This is a genomic window from Vibrio sp. AK197 (genome assembly GCF_053903115.1).
On record NZ_CP096429.1, the window covers coordinates 478,163 to 498,982 of the forward strand.

20 protein-coding genes are annotated in these 20,820 nt (G+C 45.8%); 7 read left to right on the forward strand and 13 right to left on the reverse strand.

Annotation, left to right across the window (positions count from 1 at the left end):
* The 5 genes from M1D72_RS02230 to M1D72_RS02250 are packed head-to-tail and all read right to left on the reverse strand — an operon-like array spanning window position 1 to window position 5,184.
* Window positions 1-1,836, reverse strand: coding sequence for a VWA domain-containing protein (locus tag M1D72_RS02230; RefSeq protein ID WP_456295388.1), 1,836 nt, complete (start codon window positions 1,834-1,836; stop codon window positions 1-3).
* Window positions 1,829-2,797, reverse strand: a complete 969-nt coding sequence (locus M1D72_RS02235) for a vWA domain-containing protein (protein WP_456295389.1) — start codon at window positions 2,795-2,797, stop codon at window positions 1,829-1,831. The genes M1D72_RS02230 and M1D72_RS02235 overlap by 8 nt, the downstream gene beginning before the upstream one ends.
* The gene (locus M1D72_RS02240) at window positions 2,790-3,263 is read right to left on the reverse strand and encodes a DUF4381 domain-containing protein (RefSeq protein ID WP_456295390.1); all 474 of its coding nucleotides are present in this window, start codon (window positions 3,261-3,263) and stop codon (window positions 2,790-2,792) included. The genes M1D72_RS02235 and M1D72_RS02240 overlap by 8 nt, the downstream gene beginning before the upstream one ends.
* Window positions 3,264-3,269: 6 nt before the next feature.
* Complete coding sequence (locus M1D72_RS02245; protein ID WP_456295391.1) at window positions 3,270-4,211, reverse strand: DUF58 domain-containing protein; 942 nt, start codon at window positions 4,209-4,211, stop codon at window positions 3,270-3,272.
* Window positions 4,212-4,227: 16 nt separating this feature from the next.
* Complete coding sequence (locus M1D72_RS02250; RefSeq protein ID WP_456295392.1) at window positions 4,228-5,184, reverse strand: AAA family ATPase; 957 nt, start codon at window positions 5,182-5,184, stop codon at window positions 4,228-4,230.
* Between the two features lie 423 nt (window positions 5,185-5,607).
* Here M1D72_RS02250 and M1D72_RS02255 point away from each other — a divergent pair, with 423 nt between their 5' ends.
* Both M1D72_RS02255 and M1D72_RS02260 read left to right on the forward strand, forming a co-directional pair.
* Complete coding sequence (locus M1D72_RS02255; RefSeq protein ID WP_456295393.1) at window positions 5,608-7,524, forward strand: methyl-accepting chemotaxis protein; 1,917 nt, start codon at window positions 5,608-5,610, stop codon at window positions 7,522-7,524.
* 87 nt (window positions 7,525-7,611) lie between these two features.
* Window positions 7,612-7,812: a restriction endonuclease subunit S gene (locus M1D72_RS02260; protein ID WP_456295394.1), complete on the forward strand. Its 201-nt coding sequence runs from the start codon at window positions 7,612-7,614 to the stop codon at window positions 7,810-7,812.
* Between the two features lie 77 nt (window positions 7,813-7,889).
* Here M1D72_RS02260 and pyrC read toward each other — a convergent pair whose 3' ends face one another.
* Both pyrC and M1D72_RS02270 read right to left on the reverse strand, forming a co-directional pair.
* On the reverse strand, window positions 7,890-8,921 hold the full coding sequence (gene pyrC / locus M1D72_RS02265) for a dihydroorotase (protein ID WP_456295395.1): 1,032 nt from the start codon (window positions 8,919-8,921) through the stop codon (window positions 7,890-7,892).
* A 149-nt stretch (window positions 8,922-9,070) separates the two neighbouring features.
* Window positions 9,071-9,232 (reverse strand): YqaE/Pmp3 family membrane protein, encoded by a 162-nt coding sequence (locus M1D72_RS02270; protein ID WP_390194762.1) that lies wholly within the window; start codon window positions 9,230-9,232, stop codon window positions 9,071-9,073.
* A gap of 197 nt (window positions 9,233-9,429) precedes the next feature.
* Between M1D72_RS02270 and M1D72_RS02275 the strand changes: the two genes are divergently transcribed.
* Window positions 9,430-11,250 (forward strand): MOSC N-terminal beta barrel domain-containing protein, encoded by a 1,821-nt coding sequence (locus tag M1D72_RS02275; RefSeq protein ID WP_456295396.1) that lies wholly within the window; start codon window positions 9,430-9,432, stop codon window positions 11,248-11,250.
* Between the two features lie 110 nt (window positions 11,251-11,360).
* Here the strand turns inward: M1D72_RS02275 and M1D72_RS02280 are convergent, their stop codons facing one another.
* Complete coding sequence (locus M1D72_RS02280) at window positions 11,361-12,125, reverse strand: DeoR/GlpR family transcriptional regulator (protein ID WP_390194758.1); 765 nt, start codon at window positions 12,123-12,125, stop codon at window positions 11,361-11,363.
* Between the two features lie 275 nt (window positions 12,126-12,400).
* On the opposite strand from M1D72_RS02280, the gene M1D72_RS02285 reads away from it, so the two are divergent.
* Window positions 12,401-13,204, forward strand: a complete 804-nt coding sequence (locus tag M1D72_RS02285; RefSeq protein ID WP_456295397.1) for an AraC family transcriptional regulator — start codon at window positions 12,401-12,403, stop codon at window positions 13,202-13,204.
* Here M1D72_RS02285 and M1D72_RS02290 read toward each other — a convergent pair.
* Window positions 13,198-14,118, reverse strand: coding sequence for a M14 family metallopeptidase (locus M1D72_RS02290; protein WP_456295398.1), 921 nt, complete (start codon window positions 14,116-14,118; stop codon window positions 13,198-13,200). The genes M1D72_RS02285 and M1D72_RS02290 overlap by 7 nt on opposite strands.
* Window positions 14,119-14,295: 177 nt before the next feature.
* Between M1D72_RS02290 and M1D72_RS02295 the strand changes: the two genes are divergently transcribed.
* Window positions 14,296-15,219 carry a DUF808 domain-containing protein gene (locus M1D72_RS02295; RefSeq protein WP_456295399.1) on the forward strand — a complete coding sequence of 308 codons (924 nt, stop codon included), beginning with the start codon at window positions 14,296-14,298 and terminating at the stop codon, window positions 15,217-15,219.
* Between the two features lie 30 nt (window positions 15,220-15,249).
* Here the strand turns inward: M1D72_RS02295 and M1D72_RS02300 are convergent, their stop codons facing one another.
* On the reverse strand, window positions 15,250-15,900 hold the full coding sequence (locus M1D72_RS02300; RefSeq protein WP_456295400.1) for a DsbA family oxidoreductase: 651 nt from the start codon (window positions 15,898-15,900) through the stop codon (window positions 15,250-15,252).
* Window positions 15,901-16,114: 214 nt separating this feature from the next.
* Here M1D72_RS02300 and M1D72_RS02305 point away from each other — a divergent pair, with 214 nt between their 5' ends.
* A complete protein-coding gene (locus M1D72_RS02305; protein WP_456295401.1) occupies window positions 16,115-17,467 on the forward strand; it encodes an alpha-amylase family protein in 1,353 nt (450 codons plus the stop codon).
* 46 nt (window positions 17,468-17,513) lie between these two features.
* Here the strand turns inward: M1D72_RS02305 and M1D72_RS02310 are convergent, their stop codons facing one another.
* Complete coding sequence (locus tag M1D72_RS02310; protein WP_456295402.1) at window positions 17,514-18,116, reverse strand: AraC family transcriptional regulator; 603 nt, start codon at window positions 18,114-18,116, stop codon at window positions 17,514-17,516.
* 175 nt (window positions 18,117-18,291) lie between these two features.
* Between M1D72_RS02310 and M1D72_RS02315 the strand changes: the two genes are divergently transcribed.
* Entirely contained in the window at window positions 18,292-19,395 is a 1,104-nt protein-coding gene (locus M1D72_RS02315) for a lysophospholipid acyltransferase family protein (protein WP_456295403.1), read from the forward strand.
* A gap of 37 nt (window positions 19,396-19,432) precedes the next feature.
* Here M1D72_RS02315 and M1D72_RS02320 read toward each other — a convergent pair whose 3' ends face one another.
* Complete coding sequence (locus M1D72_RS02320; protein ID WP_456295404.1) at window positions 19,433-20,026, reverse strand: hypothetical protein; 594 nt, start codon at window positions 20,024-20,026, stop codon at window positions 19,433-19,435.
* A gap of 123 nt (window positions 20,027-20,149) precedes the next feature.
* Complete coding sequence (locus tag M1D72_RS02325) at window positions 20,150-20,446, reverse strand: YfcZ/YiiS family protein (RefSeq protein ID WP_390195144.1); 297 nt, start codon at window positions 20,444-20,446, stop codon at window positions 20,150-20,152.
* Window positions 20,447-20,820 lie beyond the last annotated feature (374 nt).

Genomic DNA, 20,820 nt, shown 5'->3' on the forward strand with positions numbered 1-20,820 from the left:
TTACCACTTTTTACCTGTATCAAGAGGCGCTTGTTTCTGTTTTGCTTGAAGAATCATTTGAGCACGCAGCAGTTGGCTAGGGTCACGCGCCGCTTCAACTTGTTCTAGCTTCCTCAGTTCCGGCTCTACCGACGATGCGGACTGGGGTAATGCTTGAGACGATTGCGAGCTGTCATCTTGTTCATCGTCAGATGACGTGCGAGCTTGCTTAGCAGCTTGCGACTGGTCTTGAGATGACGGTGTTGGCTGACGTTTATCCGAAGACTGTGCATTTTGCTCCTGAGCCGACTGATTTTGCTTCTCTTGCTGCTGTTGTTGCTGAGCGCTTTGTGAGCGATTCGCGTCTGATTGTTGTGATTGATTGCCATTTTGCTTGCTTTGCTGGCCTTGTCGATCAGACTGATTCTGTTGATTCTGTTGATTCTGTTGATTCTGTTGATTCTGTTGATTCTGTTGATTCTGTTGATTCTGTTGATTCTGTTGATTCTGTTGATTCTGTTGACGCTCTAATGCTTTTTTCACGATCTCAAGATTATGTTGTGCATCTTGATTGTTTGGTTGTGTCTTGAGGACATGTTTGTAGCTATCAATGGCTTGCTGAAACTGTTTGGCTTGTGCGTATGCATTACCGAGGTTGTATTGTGCACGAGGCGTATCAATGCCTTGCAAGCTTTCAATCGCTTTCTCAAATTCCCCGGCTTTATACTGGGCAATCCCTTTCCATTCGGGGCTCTTAAATGTTTGCTCCGCTTGCTTGTATTGCTTCGCGTTAAACAGCTCATACCCTTGTTGGTCTTGATTTTTCCATGCACTTGCTTGGGCTTGATTGGGTGTCGTAAGTGGAAGTGCCAGCCAAATAAGAGTAAAAATGAGGCCTCTACGAAAGAGTCCAAGAGCGGGCAGCAGCAGTAACAGTACTAGCCAATAACCATTATTAACGACATCATCAACGCTCTGATCTTGATTCTTCTTGGCGTGAGTGGAGAGGTGTTGAGTGAAGTGAGTAATGGTATTGATATCTTTACTATCAAGTTGAATCGGAACAAAAATACCGTTTACTGACTGGGCTAGGTGCCCCATATTAGCAAAGTTGGCTTTCGCGATGACTGTACTGTTGTGGTTGTCTTTCAGTAATGACCCATCTTGCTGCACGATGGGTGCGCCTGACTCTGTGCCAACGCCCAAAATCGACAATTGCCACCGTTCGTTGGAGAGCAATTGCTGAATATCATTGACCTCTTGGCTATCTAGATCATCCGTCATCAAGACGATATCACCGCGCTCTAGCCCCGCATTTTTTAGCATTTGAATCGCCAACTTTACGCCTTGCCCGGCATTAGCGCCAGGATAGGGCATGATATCTGGTGACAGGTTTGGGATCTGATTGACGATGGTCTGTGTATCGCTGGTTAACGGGCTGATTGTATAGGCATCTGCGGCGTAGGCAATTAGGCCGGTACTACCCTCGCGCCACTGCTTGAGAAGATCCATCGCTTTATAGCGAGCTTGGGTTAATCGGTTCGGTTTTAAATCGGTGGCATACATCGATAGTGACATGTCCATCACTAAAACCCGCGCTTGACCGCTTTGATAACTCGGCCGTTTGGCGTGTTCCCAGCTTGGGCCTGCTAACGCTAGGGTAGCGAGCAGCCAGAATAGTGTAATACCAGATAGCAGTTGGCTTTGATGCTGGCGGTTTTCTATCCCAATCGCTTTAGCGATATGCGGCGCGATCAGGCTGTGTTGACGAGGACGAAGTTTGATCCATAGAACGACTAACGCTAAGGGAATCAGTGAAATAAGAGCCCACGGATAGAGGAAAGTAAATTCAAACATGATTCCTCCTAAATAGGGTGAGGATAACAGAAAGCATCAGTGCCAGAGCGATTGGTAAGCCAAACCATTCGGTTTGTGGTCGCCAAGTTTGGTCGGCAATACTCACTGGTTCCAAATCATTAATGGTTTGATAAATTTCTGCCAATTCTTGGCTATTACGGGCGCGAAAATACTGGCCGCCAGTGATATTCGCAATCTCGGTGAGCGTCTTTTCGTCAAGGTCCTGCGCTGTATTTACTGTACGGCGCATAAATAACCCATCGACTTCCATTTCACCTGCACCGACACCTACGGTATAGATGGTTGCATGATATTTTTTTGCAATCTTAGCGGCTTCGATAGGATCGAGTACGCCAGCGGTGTTGGTTCCATCACTGAGTAAAATCATCACCCTCTGGGGCGCGTCACTATCAATAAAGGTCTTAGTGGCTAAACCGATACCTTCACCAATCGCGGTTCGGTTACCGATTAAACGCAAAATGGTGCGATTGAGTTGTTGACGTATGGTTTGTCGATCTAGGGTTAACGGCGTCTGTAAATACGCATGGTCAGCAAATAGCACCAGACCCAGTCGGTCACCTTGGCGCTGGTCAATAAAGTGACTGAGTACGTTTTTTACTGCGCTGAGACGGTCGATAAACTCATCATCTTGACGCATATCCTCGGTCGACATGGATGACGATAAATCGACGACCAACATCAGGTCGCGGTGTTTGGGCTGAGCGATAATGGGCTCTCCAAACCAGACCGGACGCATCGCAGCAAGTACTAAACATAGCCAAATTAAGACGCTCAGGATTTTGGCTGTCAGTTGTTTTGGTTGGTGACCGCCTCCGCTCTCAGGCAGAGAGGGGAGGTAAATCGGCGATCGTTGTTGGCTGGGCGGTAGCAATTTGTATATCGCGATTGGTAGCGGCAAAGCAAAACTCATCCACCACCAAACGAACTCGATATCAGCCACGTCGTACTCCTCCTTTTTTGGGGGGTAGTGCGTTTTCGACCCAGTAAACGCAGTGTTCTACGAGTTCTTGAGCATCTTCAATGGGCTCTCTCGAGTAAAGCGCTTGTTGCCAGCGTTCTTGATTGCGTTCAAACAACGTTTTACCGATTTGTCGGTCCAAAAAAACATACCAAGGTTTGCCAGTTAACGCCGCCATGTCTTCTCTTGGGTAATAACATAGCGCGGCTTGGCGTAACAATTCTATTGCGCTCGATGGCTCCTTGGTGTTGGCCAGCATTCTTAATGCGGTTTTCTTTGGTGCCATGCGCTTGACGCGCCAGCGAATAAATAGCCAGACCAAAAGGACGGCGATCAATACTGCTGCAAGTGATGCCCACCATCCCCAAGCAAGCGGAAACCATGACGGCATTTCCGGTAGATGCAGGGATTTAAGCGGTAATAGCGATTCATTTTGATTTTCTGTCATTCGACGTTATCCGAATAATTGTTGTAATAGGGGCTTAGCACTGGAGATGGATGAAAAAGACACTCCATGTGATAACGCTGTCGATTTTAACGCGTCTTGTCGCGCTTGAAAGCTATTAGCCAATACTGTTCGTGTTTGTTTTGAAGCGAAGTCTAACCATTGCGTGGTTGAACGGTCTGAAACTTGTTCTATGCCGCGAAATTCAGTGTTACCTTGCTCCAGCGGATCCCAAAACTGGACCATACGCACGCGGTTGTGTTGGCGCAATTGCCCGATAAGCGTGTCATGCTGCGATTCAAAGCGGGTAAAGTCACTGAGCATAACGATTTCACTGCCTTTGGAGCACAAGCGTCTTAATGTTTCTAACGCGCGAGTAAAGCTGATTGTTGGCGAGTCCACAGGGGCTGTCAGCAGTTGATTGTGGTGGTCGATGAGTTGCTGAAGAATACCGAGTGGGCCTTGCATTCGGTTACTAGGACGCAGTTCAATCAGTGCAGCGCCCGTATCAATCACTGCACCAATACGATCTTTTTGCGCCAAAGAAAGCCAAGCAATTAGGCTTACCATATGCCCAAGTTGTACCGATTTCAGCAAATACGTTGAGCCAAAAAAGAGGCTGCGGCTAAGGTCGATATATAAGACGACCGGCTTTTCTCTTTCCTCGGTGAACAGTTTGGTATGTGGCTTACCCGTTCTCGCGGTGACCCGCCAATCGATAGTTCGAATATCATCTCCGGGTTGGTACTGGCGCACTTCCGCAAAATCCATTCCGCGACCAAGTTGACGGCTCTGATGTTGGCCAAGTGCTGTCGCCCATAAGCTTTTAGCAGGGGGTAGCCAGCGTACCGCTTGCTGTTTGTACACCATCAGTTCCTGCAAGCCTAACGTTACGCCATTGGCGTAATCTGGTAATGGTTGTGATGACGTTTGATTATAAGCCGTTTTCATCAAGGTTACGCCCGCGTTATGCGCTGCCCACTAAGGCCAGTAAGCGGCTAATGACTTGGTTCGCGTGAATGCCTTCGGCTTGGGCTTGGTAACTGAGCAAAATACGATGACGTAATACGGGAAAGGCCATTGCTTGTACATCTTGAGGAGATACAAAGTCTCGCCCTGACAGCCATGCATGGGCACGGGCACAGCGATCAAGCGCAATCGTGGCACGCGGGCTGACACCGAGGTTGATCCATTGCGCGAGCGTCTCGTCATAGTGTCCAGGTTCGCGTGTCGCCATGACTAAGCGGATAATATATTGCTCGATAGTGTCCGCCATATGAATGTTAAGGACTTCTTGACGCGCACTAAAGATATCTTGCTGGCTTAAGGTCGGCGGCGTTGGTGTCTTGTCACCTTTGGCTTCACCACGGTTTAAACGCAGAATAGCCAGTTCACTGTCTGCATCTGGATAATTCACATCCAGATGAAGTAAGAAACGATCGAGTTGCGCTTCTGGGAGTGGATAGGTGCCTTCTTGCTCAATCGGGTTTTGCGTGGCCATAACAAGAAATAATGTCGGCAAAGCGTAAGTTTTACGACCTGCGGTAATCTGCTTTTCCGCCATGGCTTCTAACATTGCCGCCTGAACTTTGGCCGGTGCCCGGTTGATTTCGTCGGCCAGAATCAGTGAGTTAAAAATAGGGCCGGGTTGGAAATCAAATTGCCCGGTTTCTTGACGGAAAATGTCCGTACCGGTGAGATCCGCAGGGAGTAAATCTGGCGTAAATTGAATACGGTGAAAGTCCCCTTCAATACAATCAGCAAGGCATTTGACAGCGCGAGTTTTTGCTAAGCCTGGAGGCCCTTCAACAAGAATATGCCCATCAGCAAGCAATGCGACGAGCAATTGCTTTACCAATTCCGTTTGGCCTATAACCTGATGGTTTAAGTACTCTTCAAGTTGTTGAAGAAGTGTTGACGTCATTGCTGATTATCTCCCGGATTTTATTGGCTTTAGTGGATAAGCAGGGTGAAAAGTTCCGTTATGTCTCATTTTTTTGACTTAATTGATGATTATTTCGTCAGTTAAGTGTTTTTGGACTGGTTTGATCTCTTAGTGAGTTTCGGGTGACCTTGTCACTAAACTTACACCGTTTTTCTCCCCAGTTCAATTTAGCAAAACGTGATTTATATCAGTCAATTATTCTTAAAATTAATGTCCTTTTTTGGTACGAAACTCGTTATTTTTAATCCTTTAGTTTTATATTCAAGTAATTTTATAGCCATAAAGTATTTCTACTTTGTTTGCTTTTAGTATAAAAAGGGCGAATGTTCGGTAAAGTAATATATTTTGCAGCCGACAATAAATTTCGACAACAAAACATATTTCCTAATCAGGACACGATGAATGGCAAAACTCAGTTCTTTCAGTATTAAGCAAAAAGTGGTCGCGGGGATCACATTTGCGGTATTAGCATCGACAGTGATTGTTGGTTTGATGGCCCAAAGAACGGCCAGAGAAGTTCTTGAATATCGTTTGGTGAACATTCAATTACCATCGATGCTTGAGCAGATCGAAAACGACATCGACAACCAAGTCAATCAGTTGCTACTTGCGGCTCAGCAATTAGCGAACAATGAATTCATTAAAGACGTCATTGAAACCAAACAGATTGATTCCAGCGCAGAAGCAAAATTGGTGAAACAGCTGAATAATGTTCGTGACCAATATAAGTTGAACGATGCGTCGGTTGCGAACCGTCAAACCGCTTACTACTGGAACCAAAAAGGCTTCTTGCGAGAACTTAACCGTAGTCAAGATGGGTGGTTTTTTGGATTTACCCAATCAGGTGATGCGACCATGGTGAGCATGTTCCAAGAGCCGAGCGGTGAAGTGAAAATGTTCGCCAATTTCCAAGACGTTAATGGCTTTAGCTTATCGGGCGTCTCCAAGTCAATGGATGACATGGTGGCGTTATTGAACGGGTTTAAAATCGAAAAAACAGGCTTTGTTTTCCTTGCCGATGCCGCGGGTAACGTCCAAATTCACAGTCAAAAAGACAAAGTGAAGAGTACGCTCTCAAGCTTGTATGGTAACAATGTCTCGAAGCTGTTGAATAAGTCGTCATTTAACATGATTCGCAGTGACTTTAATGGTCAAGACGTGTTCGTGGCGAGCCAGTACATTCCAACAATGGACTGGTTTGTAATTGGTGTTGTGCCTGTTAAAGAAGTATTCGCGGATTTAGATGCGGTTGGGCAACAAATGATGATCATTACGATTGTTGTTGCGGCGCTATTCATTCTGATGGGCATTTTCCTCGCCAACAGTATCACCAAACCTATCAAGGCACTGGCGGCTCGATTCTCTGATCTTGGCAAAGGGGATGGTGATTTATCACAGCGAATTGAGGTTGAAGGGCAAGATGAAATCGCGCAACTTTCAGCCGGGTTTAATGGCTTTATTGAAAAAATTCATCAGTCGATGAAAGAAGTAGCCGAAACCAGTAACGCGTTGCAATCTGCAGCGGATGGGGTGTCGTCTAAAGCAACTCGGACTCACGATAATAGCCAAACTCAGCGAGACCAAACCATTCAAGTGGTGACGGCGGTCAACGAAATGGGGGCGACAATCAGTGAAATTGCCTCTAACGCAGCAACGGCGGCCGAAACAGCGAACGAAGCGTCTCAAAGTAGTACCAATGGCCAAACGGTGGTGAACACCGCCAAAGATGCGATTGGTCGCTTAGCCGCAGATATTGAGAATACCGGGCAGGTGGTGACACAACTCGCTTCGACGACGCAAGAAATTGGTTCGATACTGGATGTGATTCGTGACATTTCCGACCAAACCAACCTGTTAGCGTTGAATGCTGCTATCGAAGCGGCGCGCGCAGGTGAGCAAGGTCGAGGCTTTGCTGTTGTGGCCGATGAGGTTCGCAACTTGGCCAGTCGCACCGCTTCATCAACCGATGAAATCCAGAAGATGATCAACCAACTTCAAACCGACGCGACCGATGCCGTGAAAGCGATGGAGTTGGGGATCACGATTACCCATGAAGGGGTCGAGGCTTCTGATGAAGCAGTTCAAGTGCTTCTGAGTATCTCTGAGCGCATTCACGATATTTCCGATCGTAACACGCAAGTGGCAACCGCAACTGAAGAACAGTCAACCGTGGTGCATGTGATTAATGAAAATATCGAAGAGATTAACCTGATCAACCAAACGACGACGGAAACAGCGGAAGAACTCGCGCAGGCAAGTCTTGAGCTTAAAGAGCTTTCCGTACGCTTGGACCGTATGGTCGGAAGTTTTAAACTCTAATTTCTACAGAGTTCGTTAACTGGCATAACTGGCGCTAAATGGGTACACTTAGCGCCAGTTTTTTTATGATTTAAAGGTAAGTCGAGCATGAGTGATTTTGAGAAAGACCTAGAAGCCATGTCGCAAGAGGTAACAGAAGAGCCAGAGGTAAAACTGCCCTCAATGGAAGAGCAAAAAGCGATCGCCGCTGAGCTTAAGAAGCTGGAAGAAGAGGGTAAATTGACGCCCGAAATTCTTGAGCATTACTTTGGTAAGTTCTACGCCAAAACGGATGCGCCAATTCATTAAATGAATCCATCTCTTGATAACGAAAAGCCGCTTGTTGATGAAGCGGCTTTTTTACGTTTATGGCTGTGTCGAATTGATTATTTGACGGTCCAATAAATCTCTTCACCGGCTCGAATCGGCACGACATTATCATCGCCAAATGGCATCACTTCTGGCACGGCCCAGCTTTCTTGACTTAGGGTGACGGTATCGCTGTTGCGTGGCAAGTTATAAAAATCAGGGCCGTTATGGCTGGCGAATGCTTCTAAATTAGCCAGTTTATCCTGCTCGGCGAAGACTTCAGCGTAGAGCTCTAATGCTGCATGCGCTGTGTAAGAGCCTGCGCAGCCACAAGCATTCTCTTTTTTATCCTTGGCATGTGGCGCGGAGTCTGTTCCTAGAAAGAATTTTTTGCTGCCACTGGTCGCCGCTGCAATTAAGGCTTGTTGGTGACTATTACGCTTTAAAATGGGTAAGCAGTAAAAGTGAGGTTTGATTCCCCCAACAAGCATATGATTTCGGTTGTAAAGAAGATGGTGAGCGGTAATGGTTGCTGCGACGTTGTCATTGGCCTTGTTGACAAATTCCACCGCATCGGCGGTGGTAATGTGCTCAAGTACGATTTTTAGGTTTGGAAAGTCATTGACGATAGGTGCGAGCACTGTATCGAGAAAATGTTTTTCTCGGTCAAAAATATCCACATCGTGCGTGGTCACTTCACCGTGAATAAGCAGTAACATCCCTTCTTCTTGCATCGCCTGCAATACCGGATAGATATTTTGAGCGGAAGTCACGCCGGAATCTGAGTTGGTTGTGGCGCCGGCAGGGTACAATTTTGCGGCGACAACCAGACCAGAGGCTTTGGCTTTACGAATTTCTTCAGGGGAGGTGTTGTCGGTGAGGTAAAGTGACATCAGAGGTTGGAAGGTGCTTTGAGGCGCGAGATGCTGGCTAATACGCTGATGGTAATCACGAGCCATTTCCGTCGTCGTTACTGGAGGAACTGTGTTTGGCATGATTAACCCCCGTCCGTTGTAGCGGCTGATGTCTTTTACGGTATGTTGAAGAACATCGCCATCGCGTAAGTGAACGTGCCAATCATCAGGACGAGTAATCGTTAAAGTTGTCATTGTAGCTCCCACCAAATAAATAAAACTGGATTGAAGCCTAACGTAAGCGCAGCAAGGTGCGCAAACGCTTACGTATAGGCGACAGGATGATAGAGCAAAAGGTATGTCATTTCATCCTATTTTTGTTTCATTGGTCGGGAAATAGCGATTTATGTTTTGAGTGTGATCCACAGCGCGTGAATCATTCCCGGGAAGAAGAAAATCAGCGTAAGAATCAGATTGATAAGAAAGTCTTTACCCAACCCTCGGTCAACTAATACACCGAGAGGCGGAACAAAAACGCACAGCAGAATCAAAATCAGTTTATTCATTTAAACTCCTTTCGGTTACTTTTTGACGGTTGTCGATAATTCGGCATTTAAGTATTGAGTTCATCGGTGTATGGTTCAAGCTCGCTGAGTCAAGTCTCTGCAAAAACTTAATTATTAGAAAACCTTAGCGTGTATTGATGTTTTAATACACTAAGTAAGGTCTGTGTTCGGCATATTTCATGGAAGTAGGTAAGCGAATGTCATCTCCCAATCTGTCTAAAATTAATATTTACCCAGCCAAATCCATCGGCGGTATCGCCATGTCATCCTCTTGGGTTGAAAAACAAGGCTTGAGTTTTGATCGCCGATTTTTAATCGCACAGCCTGATGGCGCGATGGTGACAGCGCGTAAGTATCCGCAAATGGTATTAGTGAAAACTGCGCTAACCGCGGATGGCGTGACGTTTAGTGTGCAAGGCAAGCCGGCACTTCATCTGCGCTATTGTGATTTTTCGATGCAAGAGCATGATGCCCAAGTATGGGCGGATCAATTTACCGCTTACCAAACCACAGCAGAAGCGAATGCGTGGTTTAGTGATGTTCTCGGTCAGCGTGTGACGCTGCTGTATTGCGGGGCGCAATCGAACCGTGTGCGTGAAAAAGTTGGCCACAATGTCAGTTTTGCTGATGGATACCCTGTATTGGTGATTGGCGAGGCTTCATTAGAGGAATTGAATCGCCGCAGTTCACAAGTGCATTCGATGGATCAGTTCCGTACCAACTTGGTGGTGTCGAACACCGAGCCATTTGAAGAAGACCGCTGGAAGCGAATTCGAATCGGTGAGGTGGAATTTGAGTCAGTCAAACCCTGTGAACGCTGTATTTTAACCACGGTTGATGTTGAAAAAGGCGAGTTTCGGGCGAGCAAAGAGCCGCTCGCAACATTATCACAATTTCGTGCGAATGAAGCCGGCGGTGTATTCTTTGGACAAAACTTAGTGGCCAAAAACGAAGGCATGATCCGTGCTGGCGATAGGGTGGAAGTGCTGGAGTATAAAGCGCCAGAAGTCTACGCCGATAACAGTCCGGTACGTCATCAGTTTACCTGTGTTGAGCGCGAAGAAATTGCCCGTGATTTTGTGACGTTTTGGCTTGAGCCAGACCCGAATGCGCCTGCATTTTCATATCAACCTGGCCAACACTTACCTATTCAGCTTCAAGTCGGGAATCAAAAAATCAGCCGTTACTATACTTTGTCATCGAGCCCTTCAAGGCCTAGGCGCGTCGCGATTTCGGTAAAGCGCATTGATGGTGGCGAAGTCTCTAATTGGCTGCAAGATAACCTGCATGTCGGTGATGTACTGATGGCTGAGCAGCCGAATGGCACATTCCATCTTGCACCTCATCATCATAACCAACCTTTGTTGTTACTGTCCGCTGGCAGCGGGGTGACGCCGATGCTATCAATGCTTCGATATCTTTCTGACCAAAAGCAAATGGATGATGTGGTGTTTTATCATCAATGCCGCTCAGTGGAAGACATCCCTTGTCTTGCCGAACTTGATGAGCTTAAACGTCAACATCCAGGTCTTAAGGTATTGATTTGTTTAACTCAGGCGCCTGTTGATTGGTTTGGTTTAAAAGGACGCATTTCGCTTTCTCATATCAAGCAGATTAAGGATTTGGAGCACAGGCAAGTTTTTGTGTGCGGCCCAGAAGGTTTTATGGCCAAAGCAAAGAACCTCATGCTGAAGAAAGGGCTACCAGAAGAGCAATATCATCAAGAGGCGTTTGGGGTGGCGCGCACCCAACCTCAGCCATTTAAAGCGCTTACGCTGAGTGTCAATGGGGAAGTATTTCAAGGGGATAATCAGTCCACGCTTCTTGAACAAGCCGAAAACGCTGGGGTTGCGATTGCCAATAGCTGCCGCGCAGGTTTATGTGGTTCATGCCAAGTGCGAGTGGAAAGCGGCGATATTGAGCAGCCGGATGTGCCAGCAATGCATGGATGTGATGAACAGACCGTGTTGGCCTGTTGCTGCGTTCCGCAATCAAACATTGAAGTGGTTAGCGTGTAATGTTTTGGATGCGTATATCAAAAAGCCGAGATCGATGGATCTCGGCTTTTTAATCTCTACCAACCCCAATGCTTCTCGAACCCAAGTAGTCGAGAATCTAAGTGGTCGATTTACTGGGCAACTTGAATGGTAATTTCGTTATCTTTCGCGAACTGAGCAATTTCTTTTGGCGGAGCTTGATCAGTAATAATCAAATCGATGTCAGACATCGAGCCGAGTTTTATCATCGCATTTCGGCCAAACTTACTGTGGTCAACGGGCAAAAATACGCAGCGACTGTTCTCGATGATCGCGCGTTTGACTCGAACTTCATGATAGTCAAAGTCGAGTAATGATCCATCAAAGTCGATACCACTGATCCCCAATATGCCAAAATCAAGACGAAATTGAGAGATAAAATCAAGTGTGGCTTCGCCGGTCACTCCGCCATCCTTATTACGAACTTCCCCACCTGCCAGAATGACATTGAAATCCGCTTTTGCCATCATGATGGTGGCAACATTGATGTTATTGGTCACGATGCGTAAGTTATGATGCTGTTTTACCAACGCGTGGGCGACGGCTTCAGGGGTGGTACCAATATCAATAAACAAGGTCGCGCCATCTGGGATTTGCTGGGCTAAGGTTTCGGCGATGGCTTGCTTTTCACTTTGCTGGGAGACTTGACGCGTGTGATAGGACGAGTTTTCTGAACTGGATGCAATCGTGGCTCCACCATGATTTCGGCGCAACTTGTTGGCTTCTGCCAATTCATTTAAATCACGACGAATCGTTTGTGGGCTGACATCAAAACGCTCGACTAAATCCTCGGTGCTAACAAACCCATGTGTTTGAACTAATTCAATAATCTCTTTGTGACGCTTAATGGCTTTCACGATTGGTTCCCCATTCAAAATCTGGCTTTAGTCTACGGTTTCTCCAAGTGAATTCAATTTAAGCTTTCGTATTTAGCCAGTTTTGTGTTTGTTTCATGGTGATATTCACATAAAGCGCGCAAAAAAGCACATTTGTCGTGGTGAATGTGCAATTTATCGAATCTGGCAGTTGTCATCGGCGTTGTGTTATTCCATTGCTCAGGCTAGGATAGTTTTTCAGTTTGGTGCTATCCATTGCTAAAAAGACATAGCGGCAATCTCAACAGGAGCTTTTCGTGCGTAAATCCGCAAAACATCTTCATCCAAAGCTTTCGATTGAAGAAGCGCCGGCAGATATCTTTATGAATTTTGAGGCGTTTCTCTCTAACACTGAAACAAGGTTGCATAGCCATCCATGGGGGCAAGTTCAACTCATCAGCGGTGGAATTTTAGAGATGCAAGCGCAGCAGACGCGATTCCTCGCGCCGCCGCATTTGGCTATTTGGGTTCCCGCAGGCACCGAGCACACCAGTTTTAATCGTAAACCGCTGTCCTACTGTTCGCTGAATATCGCTGAGCATCTCACAGCATCATTCCCGGATACCACGAGCCTTATTTCCGTCACGCCTATTGTTTCGGCAATCATTGAGGATTTTCGACAGCGAAATATGAGTGTTGCTCAATCTTCCCAAGATAAACGGCTGATGCAAGTGCTCCTAGATCAACTGGCAACGCGCGAAGCGGAGCATCACTTTTTACCAACCAGTAATAATAAGTATTTGGCGCCTATCTTGGCGCTGGTGGAAGAGAACCCAACAGACAATACCAGCCTTAGTGCATGGGCTGAAAAAGTGCATACCACGGAACGAACGCTGGCGCGATACTGTCAATCTGAATTGGGTATGAGTTTTACCGAGTGGCGCCTGCGTGTGCGCTATCTGTACTCAATGGAATTATTAAGAAGTGGGCATTCTGTTAAAGAGGTTGCTCTAACGCTTGGGTATCACCAAGCGAGTCCGTTTATTGCCATGTTTAAGAAATACTCCGGGCAAACCCCGGAGCAATATAAGAACAAGCTCTTTTCGCCAAGTGCTTATTGATGGTCAAGGATGTAATCTAATCCACTGGTAATTGCGGCAACTTGGGCGCGATTACATTCATCGTCCGTGACTTTGGGGCTGTCTGGATAGACTTCCGTCGTGGTGCCATATTGGCAATCCGTGATTCCGCCGCACAGACCAAGCGTTTTCATTGGGTAGTTAATTACGCCTTCCTGGACCACGTCAGAGCCGATAATTTGCTGGTTATCATCGGCAGGGGCAATGTGCGTAACCTGACGCACAGCATTAATGATCGCAGTTTGAAAGTCTGCGACCGGTTTTTCGCTATCGCCTACTGTATAAAAACCATCGGGTATGGTGCCTGGTTCGAAGTGGATGCCATCTCTTGCCGCAAGCGCAGGACGAAACTCTTGTTCATCGCTGTCCGTTGTTTCATGCAAATCAAAGTGCGCCAAAATAGGGGCCTGAATGCTGGCGACAAGCGCCATAAGGTGGCGAGATTCTTCGGCTGGAGAGTTTGCGTAAAAAGAGCGGTTAGGATCAAGTGCCAGTGGGTTCCAACGGTTGATAATTTCGTATCCCCATGGGCTAACGCAAGGGGCAACCACAAAATTAAAATGTGTCTCATAGCGCTGCGCCTTGGTTTCTAAAAAGAGCAGCGCGCCGTGAACGCCGCTGGTCTCGTAACCATGAACGCCTCCAGTAATAAGCACAATGGGCTTGGTCTCGTCCCAATGTTTCGTTTTTATACACAGTAAAGGGTAGTGCTCTGGATCATAAGAAAGTGCGCCATATTGCTCGACGTCAAAGCGATCGGTTAATGCATTAATCTTACTGACGACTTGCTGCTGGTAATCACGTTGGATACGCGTTTGTGCACGCCACTGCTCGCGCTCAGCGTGACCCCAAGGTTGGCCTGGAGTACCAATAGGATAAAAACGTTCGATGGTCATAAAGTGACTCTTTTACTGTTGTTCTTGAGGAACAAAAGAATAAAACGTGGCTTAATGGAGTGCAAGGTAACCCTTAATTGAGATTTTTACTCATAGTTAACACCGCCGTGATTGGTGTTCTCAAGTGGAGGTGCTACATTGCGTTTTTAGTTCTTCTTGAATAGGTGAAACAGTGACATGGCTGGAGCCAGTTTACTAACGTTACTCGATGATATTGCCACAGTATTAGATGATGTTGCTCTAATGTCGAAAGTGGCGGCCAAGAAAACCGCTGGTGTGCTAGGTGATGACCTCGCTCTTAACGCTCAGCAGGTGACAGGTGTTGCCGCAGAACGAGAAATTCCGGTGGTGTGGGGCGTCGCAAAAGGCTCGTTTCGCAACAAGTTTATTTTGGTGCCAGCAGCGCTGCTTATTAGTGCGTTCATTCCCTGGTTAATTATGCCGATGCTGGTTCTCGGTGGCTGCTTTTTATGTTTTGAAGGCGCGGAGAAAGTCCTCGAAAAGCTTTTTCATCATGATAAGGAGCCGAATTCCGAACAGGCACCCCATGCGAAAGTACTTGGAAAAATGTCTGTCGAAGAGTTTGAAAAGAAAAAGATCAAAGGAGCGGTACGTACCGACTTTATTCTCTCGGCAGAGATCATTGTTATTGCTTTAGGAACCGTACAGGAAAGCTCAACATTGACCCAGATTATCGTCGTCAGTTTGATTGCGTTGGTGATGACCGCGGGTGTATATGGCATTGTCGCGGCGATAGTTAAACTTGATGACTTAGGTTTTTATCTTGAGCGCCGCTCTGAAGGCAAAGGCGTACTTTCAGTGATCGGTAAAGGGTTGGTGACGTTTGCTCCGAAATTCATGAGGCTACTGACCATCGTTGGTACCTTGGCGATGTTTTTAGTCGGGGGCGGGATCATCGTTCATAACATTCCAATGATTCATCATTGGATTGAGCCCATCATTATGGATTTACCAAAAGTTTCCCTAGCCACGGCAACCGTGCCTGTTGTTCTTAATGGCTTAATCGGGTTTGTCGCGGGCCTAATTTTGGTCGCTTTCATTTCGGTATTTAGCCGGCTTAGAGGTGAAAAAGCCAAATAATCGATAACGCCGCCAACAATTAGGCGGCTTTTACCCTTGTTGATTGGCAACTTCTTTCAACGCAGCAACAAGGCTGTCAGGCTGCTGGGCTCCTGAGATCAGATGCTTTTTGTTGATGATAAAGGCAGGGACAGCATTAATTCCTGCTTCGAGCCATTGCTGTTCTGTTGACGCTACCGTATTGGCCCAACTGTCATCATCCAGCACTCTCTGAGCGGTGTCGCGCTCAATACCCGCAGTTTGAGCCGCTTTAAGGAGCACTTTCGGATCGCTGACATCTTGACCTTGTGTGAAATAAGCTTCAAACAAAACCATTTCAAGTTGATATTGACGCTGTTCTTGCTGCGCCCACATTAATAACTGATGAGCTTTTCGCGTATTATAGATACGCATGTTATCGCTAAATTGGAAGGTAAATCCCACCTCGTGACCAAGCTGAGTGAGTGTTTCACGCGCTGACTGACTGGCTTCCGGGCTCGAACCATACTTTTCAGCGATATGCTCTCTGAGATTCTGCCCTTCAGGCTTCATTGCAGGATTAAGTTCAAACGGATGCCAATAAAGCTCAGCCTCGATCGCTTCTTGTTTTAGCTCAAGCAGGGCTTTCTCCAGGCGTTTTACGCCAATAATACACCACGGACAAACTACATCTGAGACAATATCGATTCGAATTTTGATCATCGTTTGCTCCTTGCTGTTTACTATAAAATTGTAGTCATTACTGATTCAATTCATAAACCTAACGATGAGTGTGCCTGTTTCTACGCCTTTTATCTACACCCGAAAATTGTTATCAAAGGGGGAATGTTTATTGCTTTTGCTATCTATAATAATCCACGGTTGAATTGGTCACGGGTTTCTCACTGTAGACAGTGGGAGTGTGAAGGATAAAAACATGACATCAGTAACACACGCTAATGTGATTTTGCATGCGTTTGATTGGCCTTACCATTTGGTGGCGACAAGAGCGAAGCAAATTGCCGATATGGGCTATAAATCCGTGTTGGTTTCACCAGCAATGAAATCGTTGAAATTACCCAAAGGCACGCAGTGGTGGCAGCGCTATCAACCACAAGATTATCGCGTGATTGATAATCAATTGGGGAACAAGCATGACTTTGTCGCCATGATTAATGCGCTCCGTGAATTCGATATTTTGGTGTACGTTGATGTGGTGTTTAATCACATGGCCAATGAGTCATCGTTACGTAATGACCTTCAATACCCGAGCGCAGCGGATATGCAGGAATACGTGAACAACAAAGCGTATTTCGATGAGCAAACATTATATGGCGACTTATCTCAGCCATTATTTGGCCCCAACGATTTTGTCGAGGCATTTGGCATCAAAGATTGGGAAGATACGTGGCAAGTGCAAAATGGCCGTATTACCGGTGGTGACAACGATCCCGGTTTGCCCACTCTGAATGATAGCGAGCATGTGGTGAAACAACAGCGTCAATATTTAACGGCACTCAAACAACTGGGTGTGAAGGGGTTTCGAATTGATGCGGCGAAACACATGAAATTGGAACACCTCAAAAAAGTATGGACTGAAGATATTGTGTCTGATGTCCATATTTTTGGTGAAATTATTACTGATGGTGGAGCGACACGCGCTGAATATGAGCTGTTCCTTGAGCCATTCCTGTGTCAAACGCACCTTGGCGCTTATGATTTTCCTCTGTTTCAAACACTGTTTGATGCCTTGCAACCTAAGGGGAGTTTAACCGCCCTTATCGATCCTTACTGCTTTGGTCTGGCGTTATCCGAGGCGAGAGCCATCACTTTTGCTATTACTCACGATATTCCTAATAACGATGTGTTTGCCAACCTTGTTATGGACGAACAATTGGAAGGATTAGCGTATAGCTACATTTTAGGCCGTGATGGCGGGGTGCCTTTAATTTATACCGATTTAAACCCGAGTGGCATGCTTGATAAACGTAAATCCCCGCGCTGGCAAACGGCTTGGTGTGATAAAGCGATGAAAGCGCGCATTGATTTCCACAACAAGGTTCATGGTGAAGCGATGACCGTGCTCGAAGCCTGTGATGACCTTCTGGTGTTTGCTCGAGGCGATAAAGGCATTGTAGCGATCAATAAATCTAAGAGGCAGCAGCATATTGAGGTCGCCAGTGAGCAGCAAGGTTGGGAGAGTTTGTCGCAACGCATGGTGCCAAATCAAAACGGTAAATTGTCCTTGGTGCTTGAACCGATGTCGAGCTGCATGATTGAACTGTCTTAAGGTTCACCCTTGGCCATCAGAGGAGGGGCATCCCTCCTCACCAAGGTTAGTGTTTTGGTGCCAGCATCAGCTGACAAATTTGCTGATAGCTCTGGGCGTTATCATCAAACAAATCTTTAATCACTTGCTGTTGACTTATTCCGGAAAGTTGCCGCTTTTGACTTTCACGCAACTTCAGCCCCAGCAACAATTCTGCACTAAGACCTCTGGTGTCTTTTTGCCATTGGCTCACCGCCTGAGTCAATTCACTCGTGGTTAATTCGGGCTGCCATGTCTCCACTTCATCGAGCACAACAGCTAATAGTTTCTGACGCTTTGCATCGTTGGTTTGCTTCGCTAACGCGTCGACCAGCGCGGTGGCTAATGGGCTCAACGTCACGTAACCTGCGTTTGACGGCATAAAAGCGTGCGAACGACTCGATATTTCGATACTTTCTATGCGAGTCTGCGGAAAGAAGGTTAAGCTAGTCAGGCAATCGAAAGGCAACCAAAACGCTTGATTGGCTTCGATAACATATTCCGTTTTTCCAAGCCGACACAACACCATTCCTTGGGTGACGACGATAAGTTGATACTTGAACGTACGTTTTCTGGGTGTGCTACTCAGGTAAGCATGGTGCTGGGTGGTGTGTTGTATGGCGTAATGCATGAAAACCTCTAACTTAATGAGGCGCTAAGATTAACGCCAAAGAGATAAAAAACCAAGGCGATGAAACTGATCCTCGTTATTCTGGTCTGACCTTGGTGAAAGATTTGCTGATAATACTGCGAAGTCACGACAGTATGCGTAAAATAACCCCGTTTTTTATTTGATGTAACCATATATGACAACCAACAACGATCCATATTCTGATATCCGCCCTTACAATGACGATGAAATTCCCGCAGCCATCGATCGTCTTATCAATGATGAAGAGTTTATTGATGCCATCTTAGAGCATCGTTTTGAAAACCACGCCCCTTGGTTTAAAGCCTTGATGTCTCCGCTGGTGAAAATGTATCTTAAGTTTAAATGGAGCAAACTCGACAGTGTTGAAACCATTCAGCTTGAAGTCAAAAAATATTTAGATAAAACGCTGGCAACGACCACAAAAGGCGTGACCTATTCAGGGTTGGATAACCTTGATAAACAATCTTCGTACCTCTTTGTATCCAATCATCGCGATATTGCTATGGACCCTGCGTTGGTGAACTATGGTTTACACATGAGTGAGCACAAGACCGTGCGTATTGCCATTGGCGATAACCTGCTTAAAAAGCCATGTGCGACCGAATTGATGCGTCTTAATAAGAGTTTTATTGTTAAACGTGCGATCAAAGCCCCCCGCGAAATGATGAAAGCGCTGGGTACCTTATCTTCTTATATCAAACATTCGCTTGATACTGGGCACTCGGTGTGGATAGCTCAGCGAGAGGGGCGTGCTAAAGATGGCAATGACTATACCGACCCTGCAATCCTGAAAATGTTTCATGTCGAAGGCCGTAAGCAAAAGCTCAGCTTTGCAGACTACATCAAGACGCTCAAAATTGTGCCTGTAGCGATTTCTTATGAGAACGACCCATGTGACATTGCTAAAGCGCGTGAACTGTTTGAAAAAGCAACGCATGGTATTTACCAAAAAAGTGAATTTGAAGATATTGAAAGTATTATTCAGGGCATTATTGGTGAGAAGGGCCATGTGCATGTCGCGTTTGGTGATGTGATTGACCAAGATTTTGAGAACGCGGATGAGCTCGCGCAAGAGATTGATCGTCAAATTCATCAGCATTATAAGCTGTTTCCGATTAACCGTTTAGCAGCGGGAGATGACAGTGTTGATGAATCAGTCAAAGCCAAGCTCAAAAGTAAATTGGATGCACTGCCAGAAGCCGCGCATCCGTACTTGGTGGCGAGCTACGCCAACCCGGTACGTAATAAGCCCGAATAAAGAAAATGCCCGCATGATGCGGGCATTTTTCATCTTACTAAGGCGCAACCGCACCGCCTAAGGTTAAGTTCTTAGGCCACTGATTGATACGATTTCCGCCCAAAAAGATATTGCCGTTGACCGTCATGGTTTCAGGAAAAGTATGAATCTTGGAACCACCAATATACAAGTTCCCCTCAACAACAATACCCTCAGGTAACTCTTCAACTTGAGTGCGCATTAAACTGAGATCGCCCTTAACACGAAAGCGGGGAGGGAGCTGCTTTAACGGCGTATCGGTAAAGTTAATATACCCCCCAACTTTAACGCCCGCAGGCCACTTTTCAATTTGGGCGCCGAGGAAATTGGCGAATCCACGAATATTTACTCCTCGCGGAACCGTCTTTAAACTGCTGTTCGCTGCATTCAAACTGCCTTGAATATCTAAGCCTTTGGGTAAGCGAGTAAATTGCGTTTTTGAAATATTAAGATTGCCATTGATAACCGTATCGGGGGGCAGGCTTGTATAGGGTTTGTTGCGCAGATCCAGATTCCCGTAGTTATCGAGATGGTTGAGCATATGGTACACATCCAACTCTTCACTATGAGCAGGGAAAAGAACTAAGATTGAAAGAAACCAGCCTAAACGCATAACAAAAACAATCAGTTTGAGTAATTAATGATTATTTTAGTATCCAGTGAAATAACCGCAAAGGTCAATAAAATGAAAAGTAGAATAAAATAAAAAAGCGGACATTGAGCCCGCTTTTAAAAATTAACGAGAAATAGAACGAGTTTTTAGCTCAAAAATTAATTTTTCTGCACTAACTTCAAATTTAAAACGTGCATTTAATTGCTCAGAATCATCACTTGGTTGTGTTGTTTCATATTCTACGTTTGCACAAACTTGCTTCGCTAATGCAATATATTTTTCAAGTTCAGTATTACGAAGTTCCTGAGTTGGGCCAAAGATAGATACTTCAGCAACATCATCCCCTTCTTTAATGATGAAGCCCATTTCGCCCGCACAACCGCAAGCTTCGCATACGTCATTCTCTACTTGGTCAGAAATCATGGCTTAATCCTCTTACAATTAGTGTGGTTATGGTAGCGGTTCCACTCACTTTTATCCATGAAAAAATGCAAGATCGCGTGAAAAACATCCCATTTTTTAGCATGTTCTAAACAACAATTGTTAATTTTATGTAACTAAAAAATTTTGAGTTTTAGTTCTAATATACGTGATCTAGTTCAAAGATATGAGGAATTGTCATTCACAAGTTGAATACAATTTGCGGGTTGAGGGTTGATAGAAAATAAATTTTATAAGATTATCGGTCGAATTATTAAAATATAAACAAAGAACCCACATGTTTCATTCGTGAGGCATATGAGTTCGTATAAAAATGTTAGCTTATGCCGCCGTATTGAACGTCTTTTAGTCTA

Coding starts and splice junctions, on each gene's coding strand:
- M1D72_RS02230 (WP_456295388.1), bottom strand. CDS start 1,836: ATGTTTGAATTTACTTTCCTCTATCCGTGGGCTCTTATTTCACTGATT.
- M1D72_RS02240 (WP_456295390.1), bottom strand. CDS start 3,263: ATGACAGAAAATCAAAATGAATCGCTATTACCGCTTAAATCCCTGCAT.
- M1D72_RS02245 (WP_456295391.1), bottom strand. CDS start 4,211: ATGAAAACGGCTTATAATCAAACGTCATCACAACCATTACCAGATTAC.
- M1D72_RS02250 (WP_456295392.1), bottom strand. CDS start 5,184: ATGACGTCAACACTTCTTCAACAACTTGAAGAGTACTTAAACCATCAG.
- M1D72_RS02255 (WP_456295393.1), top strand. CDS start 5,608: ATGGCAAAACTCAGTTCTTTCAGTATTAAGCAAAAAGTGGTCGCGGGG.
- M1D72_RS02260 (WP_456295394.1), top strand. CDS start 7,612: ATGAGTGATTTTGAGAAAGACCTAGAAGCCATGTCGCAAGAGGTAACA.
- pyrC (WP_456295395.1), bottom strand. CDS start 8,921: ATGACAACTTTAACGATTACTCGTCCTGATGATTGGCACGTTCACTTA.
- M1D72_RS02270 (WP_390194762.1), bottom strand. CDS start 9,232: ATGAATAAACTGATTTTGATTCTGCTGTGCGTTTTTGTTCCGCCTCTC.
- M1D72_RS02275 (WP_456295396.1), top strand. CDS start 9,430: ATGTCATCTCCCAATCTGTCTAAAATTAATATTTACCCAGCCAAATCC.
- M1D72_RS02290 (WP_456295398.1), bottom strand. CDS start 14,118: ATGACCATCGAACGTTTTTATCCTATTGGTACTCCAGGCCAACCTTGG.
- M1D72_RS02295 (WP_456295399.1), top strand. CDS start 14,296: ATGGCTGGAGCCAGTTTACTAACGTTACTCGATGATATTGCCACAGTA.
- M1D72_RS02300 (WP_456295400.1), bottom strand. CDS start 15,900: ATGATCAAAATTCGAATCGATATTGTCTCAGATGTAGTTTGTCCGTGG.
- M1D72_RS02305 (WP_456295401.1), top strand. CDS start 16,115: ATGACATCAGTAACACACGCTAATGTGATTTTGCATGCGTTTGATTGG.
- M1D72_RS02310 (WP_456295402.1), bottom strand. CDS start 18,116: ATGCATTACGCCATACAACACACCACCCAGCACCATGCTTACCTGAGT.
- M1D72_RS02315 (WP_456295403.1), top strand. CDS start 18,292: ATGACAACCAACAACGATCCATATTCTGATATCCGCCCTTACAATGAC.
- M1D72_RS02320 (WP_456295404.1), bottom strand. CDS start 20,026: ATGCGTTTAGGCTGGTTTCTTTCAATCTTAGTTCTTTTCCCTGCTCAT.